Source organism: Desulfoluna sp. CYM3A (assembly GCF_056829965.1).
Genome location: NZ_CP186556.1, coordinates 1,908,317 through 1,928,999, shown reverse-complemented (window position 1 = coordinate 1,928,999; position 20,683 = coordinate 1,908,317). Strand labels below are relative to the sequence as shown.

Below are 20,683 nucleotides of genomic sequence, written 5' to 3'. Positions count from 1 at the left end.
TTTCTTTTACGGCCGTACCACTTGTCACAAGATTGCCTTCAGTGGTCTTTTTCCATCTCCTTGATCTCCCGGCGCCTGTCATCCTCTGCCTTCTGCAACACAGATTCCACCTCCCGGGCCTGCTCAAGGGCATCTCGCTGCGCATCGTACATCCGGGTGTCCTCCTCCTTCTTCCCGTCACCGGAGCAGGCAACAAAAAGGGCCACCACACACGCAGCAGCCATAATCACCACATGCTTCTTCATCATGTTCGACATCCTTTCCAAAGGGTTGGCGGAAATAAGGCAGGCAAGGGCTGTCTCCGAACCGGGCACAGCCCCTTCAAAACCGGGAACGGCACATCATAACTAGAGTGTGCCATTGCAAAATGATCCGTTCATAGCGAAATGTCAACAGAAAGTCAGGATGAAAAAACAGCGGTGAAAGAACAAAAGCAGAGAGGATTGGAGGGGGAGCCCGCTCCTGGGGCTCCCCCGATTTCAGAGACCTACCGGTGGGAGACTGGGAGTCCTCAGGCCATGGACCCCACGGTATCCGGGACAATCAGCACGGCCTCGGTCTTTGCGAGCACCTCTTCCACGCTGACCCCCGGAGCGGTCTCTTTGAGCAGGAGGCCGCCTTCGACAACCTCCATGACGGCCAGCTCCGTGACGATCAGGTTGGCTTCCTTAACGGCTGTGAGCGGCAGGTTGCACCGCATGAGGATCTTTGACTCTCCTTTGCGGTTGGTGTGATCCGTTGCAATGATTACCTTTTTTGCCCCGGTGCACAGGTCCATGGCGCCCCCCATGCCGGGCACCATTTTTCCGGGGATGATGTAGTTGGCGATGTTGCCCTCCTGATCCACCTCAAGGGTCCCCAGGACCGTGGCGTCGATGTGCCCGCCCCGGATGATGCCAAATGAGGTGGCGCTGTCGAAAAAGCAACCACCGGGAAGAATGGTGACGGGCTGGTTCCCGGCGTTGATGAGATCCGGATCCGCCTCCCCTTCCGCCGGTGCAGGGCCGATGCCGATGAACCCGTTTTCGGATTGCAGGAGCACTTCCACACCGTCTGGGATATAGTTGGCCACCAGGGTGGGCATGCCGATGCCGAGGTTCACGATGTCGCCATCCTTGAATTCCCGGGCAATGCGCCGGGCAATGAGTTCCCTTCCTGTCGGTTTATCAGCCATCTTACACCTCCCCTGCCTGTACAACGGCATCCACAAAAATCCCCGGAAGCATGACATGGTCGGGATCCATGGTCCCGGTGTCCTCGATATGCTCGGCTTCCACAACAACGTACTCGCAGGCCATGGCCATCAGGGGGTTGAAGTTCTGGGCCGACTTGCGGAATATCACGTTGCCGGCCCGGTCCGCCCTGTGGGCCTTGATCAGGGCCACGTCCCCTTTGATGGGGGGCTCCAGCAGGTAAGGCCGCCCGTCCACCTCGATTTTTTTCTTTCCGTTCTCCACCTCGGTGCCCACCCCCGTGGGGGTCAGGATACCACCGAGGCCCACACCGGCTGCACGGATTCGCTCAGCCAAGGTGCCCTGGGGCACGAGAATGGCTTCAATGCGGCCTTCGGTCATGGCCTTGCCGAACTCGGGATTGAGCCCCACGTGGGAGGCGTAAAAGGTTTTCACCGACCCCTGGCGCACGAACTTGCCTGCCCCTTTCCCGGGGACGCCGGCGTCATTGCAGACGATGGTCAGGCCGGTCAGGTTTTTGGCCACCACCGCGTCCACGAGCAGCTCAGGGGTGCCGACGGTCATAAACCCGCCGACCATAATCACATCATCGTTTTTTATGCTCCGGACCGCCTGGTCCAGCGTCTTTACCTTGTTCATCGTTATGCCTCCAAAGGCCGTTAGATATGTCCTCAAAGTCTTGAAGCGTAAGCGTTGTTAAAGGAACATCAGCACCACCGAGGTAACAAGACCTCCCCAGAGCAGGGCCACGGTGCAGTAGCCCATGATGTCCCGGATGGTGAGCCCGGCGATCCCCAGGAGGGGCAGGGCCCAGAAAGGCTGAATCATGTTGGTCCAGGCGTCACCCCAGGCAATGGCCATGGCCGCTTTCCCCAGGGGAACCCCCAGCTCTTGTGCAGCTGGCATCACAATGGGGCCCTGGACGGCCCACTGACCGCCGCCGGAGGGTACGAAGAAGTTGACGATGCCTGCGGAAAGGTAGGTGAAAAAGGGGAAGGTGGTGACCGTGGAGACCTCCACAAACCACTGGGAGATGGAGGCGGCCAGGCCCGAATGGACCATCATCCCCATGATGCCTGCGTACAGGGGGAACTGCAGCACGATGCCGCCGGTGTTCTTGATGGCGTCGTTCATCACGCGAAGGTACTTGGCCGGGGTCTTGTGAAGGATAATACCGGCAAAGAGAAAGATGAGGTTCACGCTGTTGAGCCCCAGCTTGCCGCCGGTGGCAAAGTAGTAGATGATGTATCCGAAACCCATGGCGCCCAGGAGCATGGAGATCACCATGGAGTTCTCCAGCCGTTCGGCAGGTGTCATCTCGGATCGGGGCTTCAGGGGCTCTTCTTCGTGCTCATCGGCAAAGAGGGCAGGATCGACCTCCACCACATCCTCGGCCTTGGGCATCATCATTCGGTTGATGATGGGAAGGGAGGCAAGGAGGATCACGCAGATCAGAAGGCTCTGCCAGGAAAAGATCGTCTCGGATACGGGAATCTGCATGCCCCCGGTGATCTGCGCCATGAAGCCCTTGGCATCGGCCACCTTCAGGGGAATGGACCCGGAGAGCCCGGCGTGCCAGACAATAAAGCCGGTATAGGCCGAGGCCACGAGGAGACCGTAGTGGACCCCCTTGACCTTTTTAACCATCTCACGGGCCAGGAGTGCGCCCACGATCAAACCAAACCCCCAGTTGACCCAGCAGGCCACCAGGGCCACGAAGGTGGTCACCGTGATAGCCTGGGACGGTGTTTTGGCAACCCCTGCGATGGCCTTTAAAAACGACTCCACCAGTTGTGTCCGCGCCAGGGTGTGGCCGGTGACCAGCACCAGCACCATCTGCATGGCAAAGGCGAGGAGTTTCCAGAAGCCCTCCCCCCAGTACTTGACCATGGAGACAGGGGACTGGCCCTGAAAGATCATGCCGAAAATAAAAACGAGAAACGTCAGGATGGCGGCAAACAGAAACGCATCCGGCAGCCAGCGACGGACGATTTTGCTGAAAAAGGCAGCGAGACCTCTTATCATGGTGATTCCTCCCTTGTTGTGATGCGGCCCGAAACACCCTTGTGACGATGCCGCACCCACGGTTAAACCCAACTCTTGCCACAGGGTTAGCACCATGCATGCCAAGCCGTGGACTTCAGCCACAACAATCCTGTTTAATAAGGGATACAGGCATAGCCCAGGTATCTGACCAGGAGGATAAATCGAAAAGGTGTGCAAACTTCGGGAGAGGGCTGTGTAAGGTTTACACAGCCCTGTCAAGCAGAGGAGATCGAAAAGAGATGAACCGTCAGTGTTGTGTCAATCCGTACTTATCAATTTTATAAATCAATGCCTTGCGGCTCATCTTCAGCATATCGGCTGTTTTCACGCGGTTCCAGCCGGTGTCGTCCAGGGCGCGTTTCAGGATGTCCGCCTCCACGGCGTCCATCTTCTCTTTCAGGGAGCTTCCCTGCCCCGGCACCCCAGTCCCTGACGTACCGGGGGTTCCACCCCGGAGAGAAACAGGCAGGTCTTCGGCCATGATCACCCCACCCTGCCCCATGACCACGGCCCGCTCCACGGCGTTTTCGAGCTCACGCACGTTCCCGGGCCAGGGATAGGCCATAAGCTGGTCCAGGGCCCCGTGGGAGATCTGCTGGACCTGTTTACCCGTCTCCTTGTTGGACCGTGCAATAAAATGGTCCACAAGAAGGGGAATGTCTTCCCGCCGATCCCGCAGCGGCGGGATATCCAGCAGGACCACGTTGAGGCGGTAGTAGAGGTCTTCCCGGAAGCTCCCCTGGCGGATGGCCTCGGCAAGGTCCTTGTTGGAGGCCGCGATCACCCGGACATCGGCATCAAGGGTCCGGGTTCCCCCCACGCGTTGAAAGGTCCGGTCCTGAGAAGACTACAGTTTGCCTGAAGGTTCGGGCTCATCTCACTGATTTCATCGAGAAAAATGGTTCCGCCCGCCGCCAGTTCAAACTTGCCGGGATGGGGCCCCACCGCCCCTGTGAAGGCACCCTTTTCATGGCCGAAGAGCTCGCTCTCAAGGAGCCCTTCGGGGATGGCGGCGCAGTTGAGATTCACCAGGGGCCCCTGGCTCCGACGGCTGTTGTAGTGAATGGCCCGGGCCACCAGCTCCTTGCCCGTACCGCTCTCGCCCTGGATGAGCACCGTGGAGTTGGTGGGGGCCACCCGGCCGATGTTTTTGAAGACCTCCTGCATACCGGCCGATGTGCCGATGATGTTGTTGATGGAGTACCGGGTCCTCACCACCCGCCGCAGGTCTTCCACCTCACGGGTCAGGCTCTGGATCTCCAGGGCGCGACGGACATTGAGGATGATTTCCTCGTTGTTGAAGGGCTTGGAGATGTAGTTATACGCCCCCAGCTTCATGGCCTCCACGGCGGTGTCCACCCCGGCAAAGGCCGTGGTCATGATCACCGGCACCTCGGGCCAGGCGTCCCGCATCACACGAAACGCCTCCATGCCGTCCATCTCCGGCATGCGGATGTCCATGAGCACAAGGTCCACCGACTCCGCCTCCATGCGCGCCAGGGCATCCTTGCCGTTGACCGCATCCACACAGGCAAACCCCTCCATTTTAAGGACCTCGCACAGGAGAATCCGAACATGGGCCTCATCATCCACCACCAGCACGCGTTTTTTATCCGTTCCCATGGGCCTCCCCTCTGGTCTTCACAGGCAACACCACCGTAAACCGGGTCCCCTTGCCCGGCCGGCTCTCCACCTCCACCACCCCGTGATGGAGGTCCACAATCTTCTGCACGACTGCAAGACCCAGGCCAGTGCCGTTGCTCCGTGTCGTAAAAAAGGGGTCGAACAGCCGCGGGACCTGTGAGGGGTCGATGCCCTTTCCATTGTCTTCCACCACCACGGCAACGCCCCGGTCAACGACCAGGCTCTCCACACGGACATGCCCCCGGGGTCCCACCGCCTGCAACGCGTTGATCAAAATATTGAGAAAGACCTGTTTCATCTGCTCCTGGTCCACCACCACCTGGGGCAGGCCCTCTCCATAAACGGTCTCGACCTGCACATCCTGGCGGCTGGCGTTGAGATTCACCAGAAGCAGGGTATCGGTCAGGATGCCGTTGATGTCCACGGCCAGCTTCAGGGATTCGGATGGTCGGGCATAGTAGAGAAGCTCCCGGACCATCTTGTTGAGGCGATCTACCTCCGCCGTGACAATGCCCGTGTATTTGCGCCTTGGGTCACCGGCCTCCATCCCGGTTTCAATGAGCTGGACAAACCCTTTGATGGAGGTCATGGGGTTGCGGATCTCATGGGCCACGCCTGCTGCAATCTCTCCCAGTGCAGCCAGGCGGTCTGTTCTCTGCATCTGCTCTTCCAGGCGCCGCCTGGACTCCAGCACTTCTGCAAACTCGTTGACCGAAACGGCAACCTCCCCCAGCTCTCCGCCCATGGGGGCGATGCGGTGGGTGACATCGGTTTCAATGGCCTTTATGCCCCGCTTGATCTCCCGAATCCTCAACCCCACGGCATGGGCGATAAACGCCGTACCGGCAAAGGAAAAAATGATACCGGCGGCAATGGCCACATAAAAACGATAGAGCATCTTGCGGATCTGGTCGTTGATATCGTCCATGAGCTCGTTGGCCCAGATGTAGCCGATGACCTCACCGTCCCTGTTGATGGGGAGCATGCAGTTCATGATCTCACCGCGAACCAGGGCGGCTGTCTGTACCCGTGCCATGCCCGTGGCCATGACAAACCGCCCCTTGTGATCCGCACTGATGCTCTGCCCCACTTTGTGGCCCAGGGTCTTGCTGGGACCGTAGGTGATGATGGCGTCCAGGTCCCGCGAGTAGTACCCCACCCCCACCCCGGGCTCGGACAGGGCCACCCGATCCGTGATCTCCCTGAGCCGTCGGTTCAGGGCACCGATGCGGGCGGCCCGGGAAACCGTGGTCAGGCCATCGGCCTCAAGGATGGATTCGAAGGATCCGGCCAGACTGGCGTCCAGCATGCGGGTCAGGGCAAAGAGCTTGCGCTGCTTTTCCTGAAGCAGGGAGTGTTCTGCCTCGCGCATCAGGACAAACCCGGTGCCGATGGAAGAAATCGCAATGATAATGGAGACAAAAAGAAAGATGAAAATCCGGATGGGTATACGTCTCATGCAAACACAGCCGTTGGGGTAATGGGGGGTTGCCGTTTGGGACGCTTCAGCCTGGAGCCGCAGTCAAAAACGGCACCTTATTTCTATTAAACCCAAGGGCCCTGTGCTTGTAAACACTTTTCACACCCCCATGACCGATATTTGCCCAATAAATACCAGAAATTGTTTTCCTTAAAAAACAACGACTACAAAACTCAACATACAGCCGAACATATGAGCATTGAGCCGACACAGGGAGGCCGTGGCGATATTGACACCCCCCACCAGACCCGGTACGATAGAGAGCTTTACAATCAGGGACCGACCCCATTACCCCGGGCATCCGAAGGGCCTGAGGCCCATCTGGCCTGCGGGAATCGTCGCGTCCCCATGAGCCGGTGTGAACCGAAATCGATTCGCCGGTGAACTTTTTTACCAGAGCAACAACCTCGGAGACCCGACCCGTGCAATCAAAAATATTGATTCTTAAGTTCCCCAAGGAGGCCTCCCCAGAGCCGGTGGTCTGCTACCTTGCCAGAGACTATGAACTGACCTTTGCCATCCTGCATGCCAACATCTTCCCCCGTCGGGAAGGGATCATGGTTCTTGAGCTGAAGGGCACCCGGGAAAACTTCAAAAACGGATTGGAATACCTGAAAAGCAAGGGCATCAAGGTGAGCCGCTCGGATCAGGAAGTGACCCGCGACGAGGCGCGATGCACCCACTGCGGGGCCTGCACCGCCGTCTGCCCCACCGGGGCACTGGCCATCGAACGTCCCTCCATGGAGGTAATCTTCGACCTTGAAAAATGCAGCGCCTGTGAACTCTGTGTTCCCACCTGCCCGTCCAACGCCATGAAGGCCAATCCCAAGGACAAGAATTTCTTCTGATGAACAGCCACACCACAGCCGTCGCAGTAAGCGGCGGCATCGATTCCCTGTATGCGGCCTGGCGTCTCAAAAAGGCAGGCCACAAGGTGGTCGGCATCCATTTTATCACCGGCTACGAGCCCGTAAGGGCGGCGCACCAGGCCGCAAGCCCGTCCCCACGGCTGACCCTTCATTCGGAAAGCTGCCGGGTGGCTATTCCCGCCATGAACCACGTGGCGGAGCAGCTCGACATCCCCATCCACATCATCGACATCAGAGATCGGTTCGAGGCAGAGGTGGTCTCCCATTTTGAAAAGGCGTACCGGGACGGGCTCACCCCCAACCCCTGCCTTCTCTGCAACCCCACGGTCAAATTCGGTTACCTCCTGGACGTGGCCGAATCCTTAGGCGCCCGGGACCTTGCCACTGGCCATTATGTCCGCACCCGCACCGACGAGGATGGTGGCCTTCACCTTTTAAAAGGGGAAGACCCTTTCAAGGACCAGTCCTATTTCCTTGCCATGGTGCCACCGGAGCGTCTTGCAAAGGCCGTGTTTCCCCTGGGAGGCCTGCGCAAGGAAGAGATCAAGAAAGAGGCCGCTCTGGAAGGGCTTACCTCCTTTGCCAAGGGAGAGAGCCAGGATATCTGCTTTATCCAGGACGGCGATTACAAAGCCTTTCTCCTGTCCCGCCCCGGCTTTGCCATGGAGCCGGGCCCCATCGTGACCCCGGACGGCACCGAGGTCGGGCGGCACCTGGGCCTCCACGGTTTTACCGTGGGCCAGCGCCGGGGCATCAACTGCCCGGGCCCTTACCCCTACTACGTCCTGGCCCTGGAGCCCGAGGCAAACCGCCTGGTGGTGGGCAAAAAAGAGGACCTCTTGTCCGAGGCCTGCACGGTGGCCCGAATCAACTGGATCCGCCCACCGGCCAGTGACTCCTTTGAGGCCACCTGCAAAATCCGCTACAGCCACAAGGGAAGCCCCTGCCGCATCGAGCTGGCCCCGAGCCGTAAGGGAGCCACCGTAATGTTCGACTCCCCGCAGTCCGCGGTGACCCCGGGCCAGGGGATCGTGTTCTACGCAGGAGACGAGGTCCTGGGCGGAGGCTGGATTACCCGTTAAAGATCATGAGTTGAGTACAATGATCAACATGACCTCCGGCGGCTCTGCCGGGGGGCAGCTTTTCTGCGACGTTTTTTCCCTTTGCACGCCCGACCAACGGACGATGCAGGGACACGTTGCGCTTTTATACCCAAACACCATCGCCATGTAATCATGGCGACCATCACAGGTCGATATTATGCCACGCTATTTCATCAACACCCTGGGCTGCAAGGTGAACCGGTTTGAATCCGACGCCGTGGGCATGGCCCTTACCTCCCGGGGCTGGCAGGAAACCCAACAGCCCGCAGACGCCGACGTCTGCATCATCAACACCTGCACCGTCACCGGCAAAGCCTCGGTGGAGTCGCGGAACCACATCCGCCAGACCATCCGAAAAAACCCCTCCGCCAAGATGGTGGTCACCGGATGCTACGCCCAGACCGAAGCCGAAGAGATCGAAAAGATCGACGGCGTGGACGCCGTCATCAGCCACACGGAAAAACACAAGCTCCCCGAGCTGATCATCGCTCTCGTTGAAAAAGGAGAGGCCCACTTCTCCGAAGACCGGAACAAGAGCTGCCGGGAGACCGAGTTCAAGGGCATTGACGTAGACGCCCTGGGCACCCGCACCCGCCCCTTGCTGAAGGTCCAGGACGGCTGCAACGCCTTCTGCTCCTACTGCATCGTGCCCCACACCCGGGGCCGCTCCCGCAGCATGCCCATGGCCGAGGCCGTTTCCCGGCTGGCGTCCCTTGGGGCCCGCGGGTATCAGGAGGTGGTGCTCACCGGCATCCACATCGGCTGCTACGGCCAGGACCTCACCCCCCCCACCAGCTTTTACGCCCTGCTCAAGCGCCTGGAAGAGGAAAAAGCGGTGAAGCGGGTCCGCCTGAGCTCCATGGAGCCCATGGAGATCACCGACGAGGTCATTGACATCATCACCGGGTCTCCCTTCTACTGCGACCATGTCCACATTCCCCTTCAAAGCGGGGACGACACCGTGCTCTCCCGCATGAAGCGCCCATACACCACCGAGCGTTTCCGCGAGCTGGTAACCCGGATCCACGCTCTTTCCCCGTCGGCAGCCATCGGCGCGGACGTCATCATCGGCTTTCCCGGTGAGACCGAAGAACAGTTCGAGAACACCTGCGCGTTCTTAGAGTCCCTGCCCCTGGCCTATCTCCACGTCTTTCCCTTCTCCCCACGGGCAAAGACCCCTGCGGCCACCTTTGACGGACGCCTCGACAAAGAAACCATGAAGCACCGCACGGCTCGCGTGCGCGCCATCGGCCAGGCCGCAAAAAAACGGTTCATGGAAGCGGCCGTGGGAACCCGCGCCGAGGTCCTTGTGGAACGGGAGCGGGACCATCAGACGGGCCTTCTCAAAGGGGTGACCTCAAACTACATCCCGGTGCAGTTTGAAGGGGACGACAGTCTCATGAACCAGCTGGTGCCGGTGATTCTGGAGGCCGTCACCCCCGACGGCCACCTCACGGGGAGACGAGAGGAGAGCTGATGATTCGGCGCGGTCTCTTTTCCATGGCGTGTCTTATCCTGCTCCTGGCCGGAACCCTGGCCCAGGCAGCCCCCCCGGAGCGCATCGTCTTCGGGGGAGACGCCCAGTACCCACCCTACGAATTCCTGGATCAGGACGGGAACCCCACGGGCTTTACCGTGGAGCTGACCCGGGCCCTTGCCGAGGTCATGGGCATGGAGATCGAGATTCGCCTGGGCCCCTGGGAAGAGATCATGGAGGCCTTTAAAAAAGGAGAGGTGGATGTGATGCAGGGCATCTCCTACTCCGACGAGCGGGCACGCCGGGACCTGCAGCTCCACCACCTACACCCTGATCCACCACTCCATCTTTACCCGGGAAGAGACCCTGGGCGTGGGCAGCCTCTCCCACCTGGCGTATAAGCAGGTCCTTGTGCAGCACGACGGAATCATGCACGAGACCTTAAGGCAAAGCCCCCTGTCCATCACCCCGGTGCCCGTCCCCTACCAGACCGACGCCCTGCGCATGGTGGCGTCCGGCGCCTACGACTACGCCATTGTGGCCAACCTGCCCGGCCTCTATTACATCCGGGAACACAAGCTCTCCAACATCCGCAAGCGTGGAAACCCAGTGGCGGTGCAGCTCTACTGCTACGCCACCTTAAAGGACAACACCGAGCTGATGGCGCAGATCAGCGAGGGCCTTGCCATCCTGAAAAAAACCGGCCGCCTCCGGGAGATCCACAACCGCTGGCTCGGGGTCCTCTCCCCGGGGATCCCCACCCGAAAGCTTGTCATCGCAGCCGGTTTGCTCTTCACCTTCATGGCCATGGTGGTCATCGGCAACATCCTGTGGTCCCGGACCCTCAAACGGGAGGTGGCCCTGCGCACCCGGGAGCTGGAGACCCGGCAAAAGCAGCTCCTCCAGGCCGATAAAATGACCTCCCTTGGTTTTCTGGTCTCGGGCATCGCCCACGAGCTCAACAACCCCAACGGCCTCCTCCTGCTCAACATCCCCTTGCTGGTGGCCGCCTTCAAGGAGATGCACCCCGTGCTGGAGCAGCACTACAGGGAACACGGCGATTTCAAGGTGGCGGGCCTTCCCTACTCCCGCATGCGAGACGAGATCCCCCTGATCCTGGACGAGACCAACGACGCCGCCCGCCACATCAAAACCATTGTGGAGGACCTCCGGGATTTCTCCAGACAGAGCGACGATGAAAAGGAAGAGACCAACCTCAACACCATCGCCGTCAATGCCCTGAGGCTTGTCCGGCCCACCGTGGAGAAATCCACCCGGCACCTGGGTGTGGAACTCCGTGAAGGCATCCCCCCCATCCAGGCAAACCCCCAGCGCATCGAACAGGTGGTGATCAACCTGCTACTCAATGCCTGCCAGGCCCTGGAATCAACGGAATCCGCCATCCTTTTGAAAACCGACAGCGACCCGGCCAAAGGCCTCGTCACCCTGTCGGTGACCGATGAAGGATCGGGCATTGACCCAAGCATCAGACCTCACCGATCCCTTCTTCACCACCAAGCGGTCGGTGGGCGGCACCGGCCTCGGATTGTCGGTCTCGGCGGGCATTGTCAGAAACCATGAAGGCAACCTGACCTTCAAATCCCAGCCGGGCCGGGGCACCACCGCCACCCTTGAACTCCCCGCCCTGGACAAGGAGTAACCCATGACCGGTGTGTTGACCCAGGATTTCCCCATTCTCCTCATTGATGACGAGCCCTCGTGGCTCCGCAGCTTGGGCTCCTTCTGGAGCGCGCCGGGTTTACCAACCTGCGCAAGCTCAGCGACGGACGCAAGGTGCGCGATATCCTGGCCGAGGAAGAGATCGGAATCGTGCTCCTGGACCTCATGATGCCCGACATCCCCGGTGAAGAGCTGATCTCTGTCATCCGGGAAGAGTCCCCGGACACGGTGATTGTGGTGGTCAGCGGCATGAATCAGGTCAGCCTTGCCGTGCAGTGCATGAAAATGGGCGCCAACGACTACATCGTCAAAACCGGCGCCGAGGAACGCATCGTGGCCACGGTGAGAAACGCCGTGAACCTCTGGGAGCTGAAACGGGAAAACCGGGCCATCCGTTCCACCATCAGCAAGGCCCCGAGCAACCCCGAGGCCTTCAGTCATATCGCCACGGCCAACCGGTACATGATCTCCATCTTCAGCTACATCGAATCCCTTGCGAGTTCGCGCCAGCCGGTCCTCATCACCGGAGAGAGCGGAACGGGCAAGGAGCTCGTGGCCCGGGCCATCCACCGCGTCTGCAACCCACCCGGCCCCATGGTGGCAGTGAACGTGGCCGGGCTGGACGACACCATTTTTTCCGACACCCTCTTCGGCCATGTGCGGGGCGCCTTCACCGGAGCCGATGCACGGCGTGCAGGCATGGTGGAGAAGGCCTCGGGGGGCACCCTTTTCCTGGACGAAATCGGCGACCTCTCCGCCCCTTCCCAGGTGAAACTCCTTCGCCTGCTCCAGGACGGATTTTCTCCCCGGTGGGAAGCGACCACTCGGAAAAGATCAACGCCAGGGTGGTCTGCTCCACCCACGGGACCCTCAAGGTCAAAAGGAAAAGAGAGCAAAGAGCGACGCTTCCGCAAGGACCTCTTCTACCGTCTCCAGACCCACCACATCCATATGCCCCCCTTAAGGGAACGGAAAGACGACATTCCCGTCCTTCTGGACACTTTCCTTGCCATGGCCGCCGAAGAAACCGGCAAGAAGGTCCCGGCCTATCCCCCGGAGCTGCCGGTCCTCCTGGCCACCTATCACTTCCCCGGCAACATCCGGGAACTAAAATCCATGGTCTTTGACGCCGTGGCCCGCCATGGGGGCGGCACCCTCTCCATGGCATCCTTTAAAGAGGCCATGGAAGGACATGCTCCGCACCACCCCGACGCACAGGCTGTCTCCAGGCAAGCGGACGGCAACCCCTTTTCGGGCCTGGACCCCCTGCCCACCCTGGCCGATGCATCCAGCCTCCTGGTGATGGAGGCCATGGACCGCGCCGAAGGCAACCAGAGCATCGCGGCCCGAATCCTCGGGATTTCTCAGCCAGCCTTGAGCAAGCGCATGAAGCAGCTCAGGGAAAAGCAGGATGAGTAAGCAATGGCCCCATCGCCTCCGGGCAGAAAGGGTTTAAGAAGCAAAAAAACAGGAATCGATGCGCGTTCCTTAAAGACCCGCCCCAAAGGGGTATAACCAAAATTATAGCCATAACTTTGGTTATATAAGAAAGTCTTCCCCTGTTTTTTGAGCTTTTCCACAATCTGCCGCCACCATCTATTCCTTTGGTTATAGCCCCTCACGCATATTAGAAGCCCCTCAAAATAAGACATTTCATCCATTCAATCAGTTTGTTACGAAAATTAGTATATCTTGGCACCGACCTTGCTCTTAAAAAAACTGACTCAGCACCGGAGTCACGGTTTATTTGCGTTTTCCGTTTCTCCGGACATCAGGATGGAATGCTGCCCTTAAAATCAATCGGATTTCGAAAGCGCTCACTTGTACACCGTCGTGTCATTGCTTTCCGGGGGTCGCCAGAACTCGTAACGTGTAACAGGCAGGGGGACTTATGAAACTTTGGATGAAAATTATGATCGGTCTTGGCTTAGGTATTGTGGCCGGACTTATCTTTCAGGAAAAAGCGGCGCTGGTAAAACCCATCGGTACGCTCTTTATCAACGCCATCAAGATGCTTATCATCCCGCTTATCTTCTCGTCCCTTATCGTTGGCATGACCAGCCTCAAGGACAGCAAGCAGCTGGGTCGCATCGGTCTCAAGACCCTGGCCATCTACCTTGTCACCACAGCCTTTGCCGTCTGCATCGGCCTTCTGGTGAGTACCCTCCTCCAGCCCGGCGCAGGAATGATGATCGACATGGGACAGGCCGTCTCCGCCAAGCAGGCGCCCCCCTTCATCGACACCCTGGTGTCCATCGTTCCCAAGAACCCCCTGGGCGCTCTCTCCAGCGGCCATGTGCTCCAGGTCATCTGCTTTGCCATCTTCCTGGGCATCGCCATCAACATCACCGGTGAGAAGGCTGAGCCCTTCAAGAAACTCTGCGAATCCGTGGCAGAGATCATGTACACCCTCACCGCCATTGTCATGGAATTCGCCCCCTACGGCGTCTTCGCATTGATGGCCTACGTTGTGGGACAGTACGGCGCATCCACGCTGCTGCCCCTGCTCAAGGTGATCCTGGCCGTCTACATCGGCGCCATTGTCCATGTTATTTTCGTCTACGGTTCCGGCGTCGGCCTTGTTGCACGCCTGAGCCCCGCCAAGTTCTTCAAGGGCATCGTTGACGCCCAGGCCGTGGCCTTTACTACCACGAGCAGCTCCGGCACCCTTCCCGTGACCATCCGCTGCACCCAGGAGAACCTGGGCGTTTCCAAGAGCGTCTCAAGCTTCGTTCTTCCCATGGGCGCCACGGTGAACATGGACGGTACCGCCATCTATCAGGGCGTGGCCGCTCTCTTCGTGGCCCAGGCCAGCGGCATCGACCTGACCATGTCCAACTACATCACCCTGATCCTCGCCTCCACCCTGGCCTCCATCGGAACGGCCGGCGTACCCGGCGCGGGTCTCATCATGCTCTCGGTGACCCTCTCCTCCATCGGCCTGCCCATGGAAGGGATCGCCCTCATCGCGGGTATCGACCGAATCCTCGACATGGCACGTACCAGTGTCAACGTCACCGGCGACGCCATGACCTCCCTGATCGTTGCCAAGAGCGAAGGCGAGTTCGACAAGGAGATCTTCGACGCCACCGAGGCGGTATAGCCTCAACCCAAAAAGGAAAACCCAGGAGCGTCCGGCCCGCGGAGTCCCCATTCCGCGGACCGGGCTTCGAGACCTTGCGGGGTCCCCATCCCGCAACGAATCGAACTATCCCCTCCTGATTTTCATACACATCTCAGAACACTGACACACTTTCTTCTATCCCCATAGAGAAGTGAAAGAGAAAAGGGGCCTTCCCGGGAAACCGGTGGAGGCCCCTTTTCTTTTTTGCACCCTTGCGGCCTTTCTCTATCCCGGACATTTCACGATAACCACCTCATTTATAATAAGATGCCATTGCTTCGATCCGATGGTTTTCTCGTGAACTATTCGGGCTAAATGAATGAAAAGAGAGGGGTAAAGAATAAGGTGGGGAGGTCAAATGGCAGGCGCGGTTGGAAACGTGAGCACCTTACCATTTGACCAAGGAGGTAAACCGACTCAGAGGGCACCCTTGCCGGAGGCAAGGTCTGACCAAAGAGGACTTATAGTTTAAGCAAAATAGAGCATTCAAAATGTGAGTCCAGAAGCATTTTCACTGTATCCCCTTTATGAAAATTTCGCCTGGAAACCTTAAATCCGTCCTTTGACACAAAAAGGACATCCTTGGCAAAGGAGTGGTTCACATCACCCATGGTGACAATCCAGGCATCGATGTAATCAATTTTTCCTGTGTACCATCCTCCGCTTACACTTTTCACGTACGCCATGACGTTCTCACCCTGTGACTTCCGAGCCCAGGCCAGCCCCGGGGAAAAAACCCCGTTCGAATAAAACCCCACAACAAAAAACGCCAGGGCCATGACGTAAGCGACCGATTTCTTCATGATCGTATCCTCTTTTAGAAATCCTTTGCATTGGTGACGACATGGGGGGCTGAGCCCCCATGAAAACCCTGTAACATCAGTCGACAAACCGCCAGTAATAAAGCCCCAGAACTTCTTTTTCGATGGCCATGGACTGCGCGGTTCCGGCCCCGTCATCCTCTCCATAGATAAGGACGTCCGTGGCATTGCCCTTCGGTTGAGAATCGCAGGGGAGTAATAGATATCATCTTTAAACCGCCTGCCCGAAAGCGTGCCGTCGGCATCGTCCACATCCCCGTCGCCATCGGAATCAAAAAAGGGTTCGTCCGGCTGAGACCCATCGCAGGCATTGAGCGTGTAAAACACGGACCCGCCCCCTGCCGTGCAGGGAGACAGCTTGGGAACGATGGAGGCCACGATGGCTTTGCCGTCGAGCAACTGGGTCTTGGTCACCACGCGCTCACCGGTCAACGGCAGGTCCAGGTACCACCCCACATGGTTGCTCGTAAGCACCCGCTTTCACCCACTCTTCGGGCACCAGCCAGTCAATGTCATGGGAAGTAGAGTGGAGCAAGGCAGACGAATCAGATGATGTCACGGACTGCTTTAATAAGGTGGCGTCTGTAAAATGCGAAAGGGTCCGCTCGGCGGCGTTGCTTGTGGGCTGCTGCAATGTTCCCAGGTATCGGGAATCCGGAGATTCCCACTCATCCGCCCAGTCCCAGATGCCGTAGATGCTTTGAGTGTCCGTATTGGATGGATCTTCATTGGCAAGGTAACGACCGGTCCCGAAAATAACCATGACCCCTTTGCGACTCCTGTCACAATGGGACATGACGGCCGGTTTTCCCAAAATGGGCTGTATCTCGCCGTCCTTGTTCTTTGCGGTAAACAGGGGGTGACCACCGTAGGCAACATGCCAGGCCCCGGCACTTGAGGACGAAAGGTCGAACTTCCACAGGTTTCCCAGCATATCCCCTGCATAGACGATATCCACGGTGCCGTTAAAGTCCGTATCAATGGGCACCGGAGAACTCAGGCCATTGCATTTTCCATCGGCGGGCACAGCGCTTCCCTCGTTGGTGCCAATGGCGGTAAACAGAGAACCGTTCATGTTCAGCGCATACAAAACGGCCTTTCCGTTCAGGCTGTCGTATCCGTTGCCGACCAGAATGATGTACTGACCGGTGTTGGCCTTGACGATGGCAGGCGCGCTGTAGCTGAAGCCCATGTCAGAATCCGTATTGCCATAGGCCGGATACTCCCAGATTGCGGGGATCTGATGTTCTGAAATTTTCGTGGGGTTGGTGATGTCCATGCCATAATACCCCCTGCCCCCTTTGCCCAGCCCACCCACCAGCCAGGTCTTTGCGGAGATGCCGTTTTTGATGGTTCGGAGTTGAACGGTGTTGTCCACAAAATAGGTGTGGGTGTACTCGGAATCGGCGAGGTAGGCCAGATTCTCGGTGACAAAGGAAGGAATATAGGCAAAGAGCTCGTTGCCGTCGGCAGAATCAAAGGCGTGAAGCATGCCGTCATTTGCCCCCACGTAGACCACGCCGTTTTCATACGTCGGCGACGAATTCACGATATCACCCAGGATAAGCCCATCCCGGTCGCGATATGTTCCGCCTCGCCTTTTCCCTGCTGGAGTCACCCCGGACAAAATCCAAAATGCCCTGGGCTCTCCTTCTGCACGTCGGACAGGTTGTCGTACCGAAACGCCGTGCCGCCGCTCTCCCCATTGGTGAGGATGCATCGCGATGAGTCCCACCAGGTCAGGGACTTGGCCGCTATCACCTCCTGGGCGTCCCAGGCCTTGGTGGTGGTCAGCTTCCCGGCTCTTGTCCCGTACCCAGGTCAAAGGCTTTCAGGTTCCCGGTCCAGTTCGACGAATCAAAATACCCCTGGTAGAACTCGGTATCCTGTTTGAGTTCCTGGGAGTTCATGCTCACACCCGCCCCGCTGATGACCTGGTTCTGGATATCACCGATCACACTCACCAGGGCGTTCAGGGCTGCTATTCCCGGCTGTCATGAATTTTCCCCGGCCGTTGACCGCTGCATGGAACAAATCATCAATTTTTGTCTTGTCCGATGTGGGGGCGGGCCATGCCAGTTCATCCTCCATGCCCGGGCAGTTCGTCGGACAGTCGTAATCACTGTCTTTCAAGGTTCCCGAAACCCCGAAGGCCACCGTGTAGGTCACCATGTGCTGATGCCGTGCGGTACCCTTAACGGTTGTCGGCACGTTGTCAGCCAGGTCGGTGCGCAGGTCCCTCTCGTAAAAATACATGGCGATGTCAGCAAGGGTGTCAGACGATTCGTCGGCATACGGCACCCCGTCCCAAGTGGATGAATCGGACGTGGAGTTTTTGTCTGCGTTGCCCACAGAATAGTCAAAATCCCCATTCGTAGAGCCCATCGGTCATCACGATGGTGAATGCTTTCTGGCACGTCCCGCCGACCTCCTCGGTTAAAGGGGGACGCCCCGAGCCCTCCTCCCCAGGCCTTGTCGTAACACGCTCTGAACCAGAAGGGCATTTTTCAGCTCGGTCCCTCCTCCGGATTTTATGGCATAAAGCTTTTGCAGCAGGGTATCGGTCAGGTCAGTTCCATCGACATGAATCGATTTTACCCCGGACACCGCCCCGGTGTTGATGGCGTAAAGCCCCACCTTGACCCCGCTGACCTCGCTGATTACTTGGGCTACCGCCGACTTGGCGGCAAGTTCTCGGTTTCGGCTGTACTGATACCAGTTGGCCATGTTCTGAAGGGCAGCCTGGTAATCGGTAACGGCGATGGCCGAAGGCACGGAGTTGAGAAGCGTCAACGAAGCGACCTGATAATAGTTGTCTTCCCCGAAATCCGTCACCTCGTAGTACTTTGCGCTCCCACCACTCAGATTGACGAGATACACCTTGTCACCGGAAGTCTGATAATAGTGGGCATAACTTAAATCCACGTCATCAATCACGGCGAAATTACCGGCAGCATCCATATCACGGGTTCCATCATCAAAGTAGGGATGCTCTCTCGTGCTCTGGGGGTTGGCATTGGTATGCAGAGGCCAGGGCGTGTAGGTCACCTCCGGGTTGTAATAAACCTTGTTGTAACCTTCGGCCCACTGGGTTTTCCAGTACGATTTCGCCTGGGACACGTACTGGGCCCAATTGCTCCCCCAAGAAATCTTGCGATAAAAGACACCCGTCTCGCACATAATATCGAATTTCATATGCTCCCCGAGTCGTCAAGGAGAAACATCACCAACGGGGGCGCCGCCGCAACCTGGGTCGTCAACGGGGCATCAGCGATGTCCACGCACACCGTGCTCGTGCCACAGACCCTGTCCGCGCCGGAACAGTCCTGATCGACACCATCCCCGCAGATATCGATGGCATCGGGGTTGACGGATGAATCCGAATCATCGCAATCACCGCGGCGGAACGACCGACACGGCCCCCTCGGGTATGGTGCAGGCAAGATGCGTGTTATCGGCATCGCCATACCCGTCACCATCCATGTCGTCATAGTAGAGGACCTTGGCCGAATCCGGGGCGTCCTCGTCCGTGAGGCCGTCACAGTCATTGTCCATGTTGTCGCACTGATTGTCCTCGGCACCCGGGTGAATCGCGGGGTTCGTGTCATCGCAATCACCGGACTGGGTCACCCACCCGCCACCGGATGGGAAGCTGTGGTAATGTTCGGGTCACCCCATCCGTCGCCGTCACTGTCCCGGTAATGCGTCGGCCCATCCGGTTCAAACTCCAGAACCAGTCGGTACGCACCGATGTTCTTTTCTTTACCCCGCGAAGCATGGTATAGTACGAACCGGCTGAGCCCAAATACCGCTCAATCCGAAAATTGTCTTTATAGCCATCGTAATTGTCATTCACGATCATCGAATCATTGTTGTTCGTACGATAGAGAAACCCCACGGTCCTAAGGCCCGAATTGGATACAGGGACCACAGAATATATTGTTACCGTCCCGGGGGTATTGACGGAAAACCGGTAGTAATCCCTGTCAAAGACATCAAGCCCGTTCAGTCCTCTCAACGTCAGAATCCCATCCCTCACGATACCTGCATCGGTCAACGTGCCCAGATCGTGGGCATGGGCGATGACATCGGCAAAACCCGTTTCAGCGTCCACCGAAGCGCTCCCCCCCATCACACAAAGGAGCAGGCCACCCAAGCAGCCGGCAAACACCATCGTTGAGCCATCTTCTTACAAACCATCCAAATATTAACGAGCCCCATGCATCCCCTCCGTCAATTCGTCTTTTTACAATAGCCCGCCGCCATCTCGACCTTGCCGGAGGAGAGCACGGAACGTCCGTAAACCACGTATTCCCATTTGAGCGGGGAGGTCATATCCAGGCTGGAGCCAGAAGCCACCCCCATGCGCAAGGCGCAGAATGCGGCTTTTCCGTCCGTATAGAATGTGGACACCGCAGCGTTTGTATCCGACCCTGAGGTCTGCCATGCGTCCTGTTCCGGCTTAAAACGCGTCTCCTCATCGATTCCGTCGGAGAGCCACGACAACCCAGCCGTGGCCGGATCGACGTCATCTGCATGTTCGAGGGCCAGTGCACCCTCCTTGATGGCCGACTCCGCCCGATAAAAATTCCGGGTGTAGCTTTGATCGTTGCCGGAAATCTTGAGTTCGGTCTGGGTTGTTGTCAACGCATTGACTCCCAGCAGAGAAACCAGAAAAAGAACGATCAATACAATGAGGAGGACCGATCCCTCACCGTCCCTATGGGCATACCTGCGACGCATCGAATTCTCCCGATTCAAATAAATGGTCCATGTGCTTGATGGCACAGACACACAATGGCTTTTGGAGGGGTCAAATACCCCGGGCTTTTAAAAACCGATAATCGAAGGAGTGGGCCCTGTCCCCCTCTTTCCATGCAACGGTCACCGTGATATCCCGCCTGTCGGGATCGGTTGTCGGCGAAACAACAACCCATTCCACTCCAAACCCACTAACCTTTTCTGAGCCGTCCGCAAGGTCGGCTGAGCCGAAGTCAAGGGCCAGAAGCTGTTCGGCACGCTCGGAAGCGACCATGGAGGCCTCGGTGATTTTGTAGGCCGTCCCGTTGCCTTTAATGGCAGTAATCTGCATGGATGCCGCCCCCAGGATACCCACCGCGAGAATAAGCAGTGCGACCACTACTTCGATGAGGGTAAACCCGTCAGCAGCCCATGAGGAGCCATGGGAACTCGCGTTTGTGGGCCGACACGGTATCGTCTCCATCATTGATCGCATCACCTTTCTA

General features: G+C 58.2%; 24 protein-coding genes and 1 pseudogene. 7 read left to right on the top strand and 18 right to left on the bottom strand.

Features of this window, described 5'->3' with window-relative positions:
* Nucleotides 1-38: 38 nt before the first annotated feature.
* The 7 genes from ACOYW1_RS09960 to ACOYW1_RS09930 form a co-directional block, all read right to left on the bottom strand.
* Complete coding sequence (locus tag ACOYW1_RS09960) at nt 39-248, bottom strand: hypothetical protein (protein WP_482416534.1); 210 nt, start codon at nt 246-248, stop codon at nt 39-41.
* 263 nt (nt 249-511) lie between these two features.
* Nucleotides 512-1,174: a 3-oxoacid CoA-transferase subunit B gene (locus ACOYW1_RS09955; protein ID WP_180141331.1), complete on the bottom strand. Its 663-nt coding sequence runs from the start codon at nt 1,172-1,174 to the stop codon at nt 512-514.
* A gap of 1 nt (nt 1,175) precedes the next feature.
* The gene (locus tag ACOYW1_RS09950; protein ID WP_482422669.1) at nt 1,176-1,832 is read right to left on the bottom strand and encodes a CoA transferase subunit A; all 657 of its coding nucleotides are present in this window, start codon (nt 1,830-1,832) and stop codon (nt 1,176-1,178) included.
* Nucleotides 1,833-1,889: 57 nt separating this feature from the next.
* Nucleotides 1,890-3,218: a short-chain fatty acid transporter gene (locus tag ACOYW1_RS09945; protein WP_482416536.1), complete on the bottom strand. Its 1,329-nt coding sequence runs from the start codon at nt 3,216-3,218 to the stop codon at nt 1,890-1,892.
* 268 nt (nt 3,219-3,486) lie between these two features.
* The gene (locus tag ACOYW1_RS09940) at nt 3,487-4,059 is read right to left on the bottom strand and encodes an AAA-type ATPase lid domain-containing protein (protein ID WP_482422668.1); all 573 of its coding nucleotides are present in this window, start codon (nt 4,057-4,059) and stop codon (nt 3,487-3,489) included.
* A complete protein-coding gene (locus tag ACOYW1_RS09935) occupies nt 4,020-4,862 on the bottom strand; it encodes a sigma-54-dependent transcriptional regulator (RefSeq protein WP_482422667.1) in 843 nt (280 codons plus the stop codon). Before ACOYW1_RS09935 ends, ACOYW1_RS09940 begins: the two co-directional genes overlap by 40 nt.
* Nucleotides 4,849-6,342 carry an ATP-binding protein gene (locus tag ACOYW1_RS09930; RefSeq protein ID WP_482422666.1) on the bottom strand — a complete coding sequence of 498 codons (1,494 nt, stop codon included), beginning with the start codon at nt 6,340-6,342 and terminating at the stop codon, nt 4,849-4,851. Before ACOYW1_RS09930 ends, ACOYW1_RS09935 begins: the two co-directional genes overlap by 14 nt.
* A gap of 443 nt (nt 6,343-6,785) precedes the next feature.
* On the opposite strand from ACOYW1_RS09930, the gene ACOYW1_RS09925 reads away from it, so the two are divergent.
* The 7 genes and pseudogenes from ACOYW1_RS09925 to ACOYW1_RS09895 all read left to right on the top strand — a co-directional run bounded on the left by ACOYW1_RS09925 (nt 6,786) and on the right by ACOYW1_RS09895 (nt 14,595).
* A complete protein-coding gene (locus ACOYW1_RS09925) occupies nt 6,786-7,211 on the top strand; it encodes an NIL domain-containing protein (protein ID WP_482416539.1) in 426 nt (141 codons plus the stop codon).
* Nucleotides 7,211-8,314: a tRNA 2-thiouridine(34) synthase MnmA gene (mnmA, locus tag ACOYW1_RS09920; protein ID WP_482422665.1), complete on the top strand. Its 1,104-nt coding sequence runs from the start codon at nt 7,211-7,213 to the stop codon at nt 8,312-8,314. The genes ACOYW1_RS09925 and mnmA overlap by 1 nt, the downstream gene beginning before the upstream one ends.
* 178 nt (nt 8,315-8,492) lie before the next feature.
* Complete coding sequence (gene mtaB / locus ACOYW1_RS09915) at nt 8,493-9,812, top strand: tRNA (N(6)-L-threonylcarbamoyladenosine(37)-C(2))-methylthiotransferase MtaB (protein ID WP_482422664.1); 1,320 nt, start codon at nt 8,493-8,495, stop codon at nt 9,810-9,812.
* Nucleotides 9,812-10,213 carry a transporter substrate-binding domain-containing protein gene (locus tag ACOYW1_RS09910; protein ID WP_482422663.1) on the top strand — a complete coding sequence of 134 codons (402 nt, stop codon included), beginning with the start codon at nt 9,812-9,814 and terminating at the stop codon, nt 10,211-10,213. Before mtaB ends, ACOYW1_RS09910 begins: the two co-directional genes overlap by 1 nt.
* Before the next feature lie 28 nt (nt 10,214-10,241).
* A pseudogene (locus ACOYW1_RS09905) lies at nt 10,242-11,472 on the top strand (ATP-binding protein).
* A gap of 59 nt (nt 11,473-11,531) precedes the next feature.
* Nucleotides 11,532-12,911 carry a sigma-54-dependent transcriptional regulator gene (locus ACOYW1_RS09900; RefSeq protein WP_482422662.1) on the top strand — a complete coding sequence of 460 codons (1,380 nt, stop codon included), beginning with the start codon at nt 11,532-11,534 and terminating at the stop codon, nt 12,909-12,911.
* Between the two features lie 484 nt (nt 12,912-13,395).
* Nucleotides 13,396-14,595, top strand: a complete 1,200-nt coding sequence (locus ACOYW1_RS09895; protein WP_482422661.1) for a dicarboxylate/amino acid:cation symporter — start codon at nt 13,396-13,398, stop codon at nt 14,593-14,595.
* 482 nt (nt 14,596-15,077) lie between these two features.
* On the opposite strand, the gene ACOYW1_RS09890 is transcribed toward ACOYW1_RS09895, so the two are convergent.
* The 11 genes from ACOYW1_RS09890 to ACOYW1_RS09840 all read right to left on the bottom strand — a co-directional run bounded on the left by ACOYW1_RS09890 (nt 15,078) and on the right by ACOYW1_RS09840 (nt 20,664).
* Complete coding sequence (locus tag ACOYW1_RS09890; RefSeq protein WP_482422660.1) at nt 15,078-15,854, bottom strand: hypothetical protein; 777 nt, start codon at nt 15,852-15,854, stop codon at nt 15,078-15,080.
* 4 nt (nt 15,855-15,858) lie between these two features.
* Nucleotides 15,859-16,986 carry a pilus assembly protein gene (locus tag ACOYW1_RS09885; protein WP_482422659.1) on the bottom strand — a complete coding sequence of 376 codons (1,128 nt, stop codon included), beginning with the start codon at nt 16,984-16,986 and terminating at the stop codon, nt 15,859-15,861.
* Between the two features lie 65 nt (nt 16,987-17,051).
* On the bottom strand, nt 17,052-17,198 hold the full coding sequence (locus ACOYW1_RS09880) for a hypothetical protein (protein ID WP_482422658.1): 147 nt from the start codon (nt 17,196-17,198) through the stop codon (nt 17,052-17,054).
* A gap of 29 nt (nt 17,199-17,227) precedes the next feature.
* Nucleotides 17,228-17,401 (bottom strand): hypothetical protein, encoded by a 174-nt coding sequence (locus ACOYW1_RS09875; protein ID WP_482422657.1) that lies wholly within the window; start codon nt 17,399-17,401, stop codon nt 17,228-17,230.
* On the bottom strand, nt 17,385-17,822 hold the full coding sequence (locus ACOYW1_RS09870; protein ID WP_482422656.1) for a hypothetical protein: 438 nt from the start codon (nt 17,820-17,822) through the stop codon (nt 17,385-17,387). The genes ACOYW1_RS09875 and ACOYW1_RS09870 overlap by 17 nt, the downstream gene beginning before the upstream one ends.
* A gap of 51 nt (nt 17,823-17,873) precedes the next feature.
* A complete protein-coding gene (locus ACOYW1_RS09865; RefSeq protein WP_482422655.1) occupies nt 17,874-18,632 on the bottom strand; it encodes a vWA domain-containing protein in 759 nt (252 codons plus the stop codon).
* Complete coding sequence (locus ACOYW1_RS09860; RefSeq protein WP_482423699.1) at nt 18,629-18,898, bottom strand: MopE-related protein; 270 nt, start codon at nt 18,896-18,898, stop codon at nt 18,629-18,631. The genes ACOYW1_RS09865 and ACOYW1_RS09860 overlap by 4 nt, the downstream gene beginning before the upstream one ends.
* Nucleotides 18,831-19,067, bottom strand: a complete 237-nt coding sequence (locus tag ACOYW1_RS09855) for a putative metal-binding motif-containing protein (protein WP_482422654.1) — start codon at nt 19,065-19,067, stop codon at nt 18,831-18,833. Before ACOYW1_RS09855 ends, ACOYW1_RS09860 begins: the two co-directional genes overlap by 68 nt.
* A complete protein-coding gene (locus tag ACOYW1_RS09850; protein ID WP_482422653.1) occupies nt 19,051-19,551 on the bottom strand; it encodes a hypothetical protein in 501 nt (166 codons plus the stop codon). Before ACOYW1_RS09850 ends, ACOYW1_RS09855 begins: the two co-directional genes overlap by 17 nt.
* A 119-nt stretch (nt 19,552-19,670) precedes the next feature.
* Entirely contained in the window at nt 19,671-20,180 is a 510-nt protein-coding gene (locus ACOYW1_RS09845) for a PilX N-terminal domain-containing pilus assembly protein (RefSeq protein ID WP_482422652.1), read from the bottom strand.
* Between the two features lie 70 nt (nt 20,181-20,250).
* Nucleotides 20,251-20,664: a type IV pilus modification PilV family protein gene (locus ACOYW1_RS09840; protein ID WP_482422651.1), complete on the bottom strand. Its 414-nt coding sequence runs from the start codon at nt 20,662-20,664 to the stop codon at nt 20,251-20,253.
* Nucleotides 20,665-20,683: the final 19 nt, after the last annotated feature.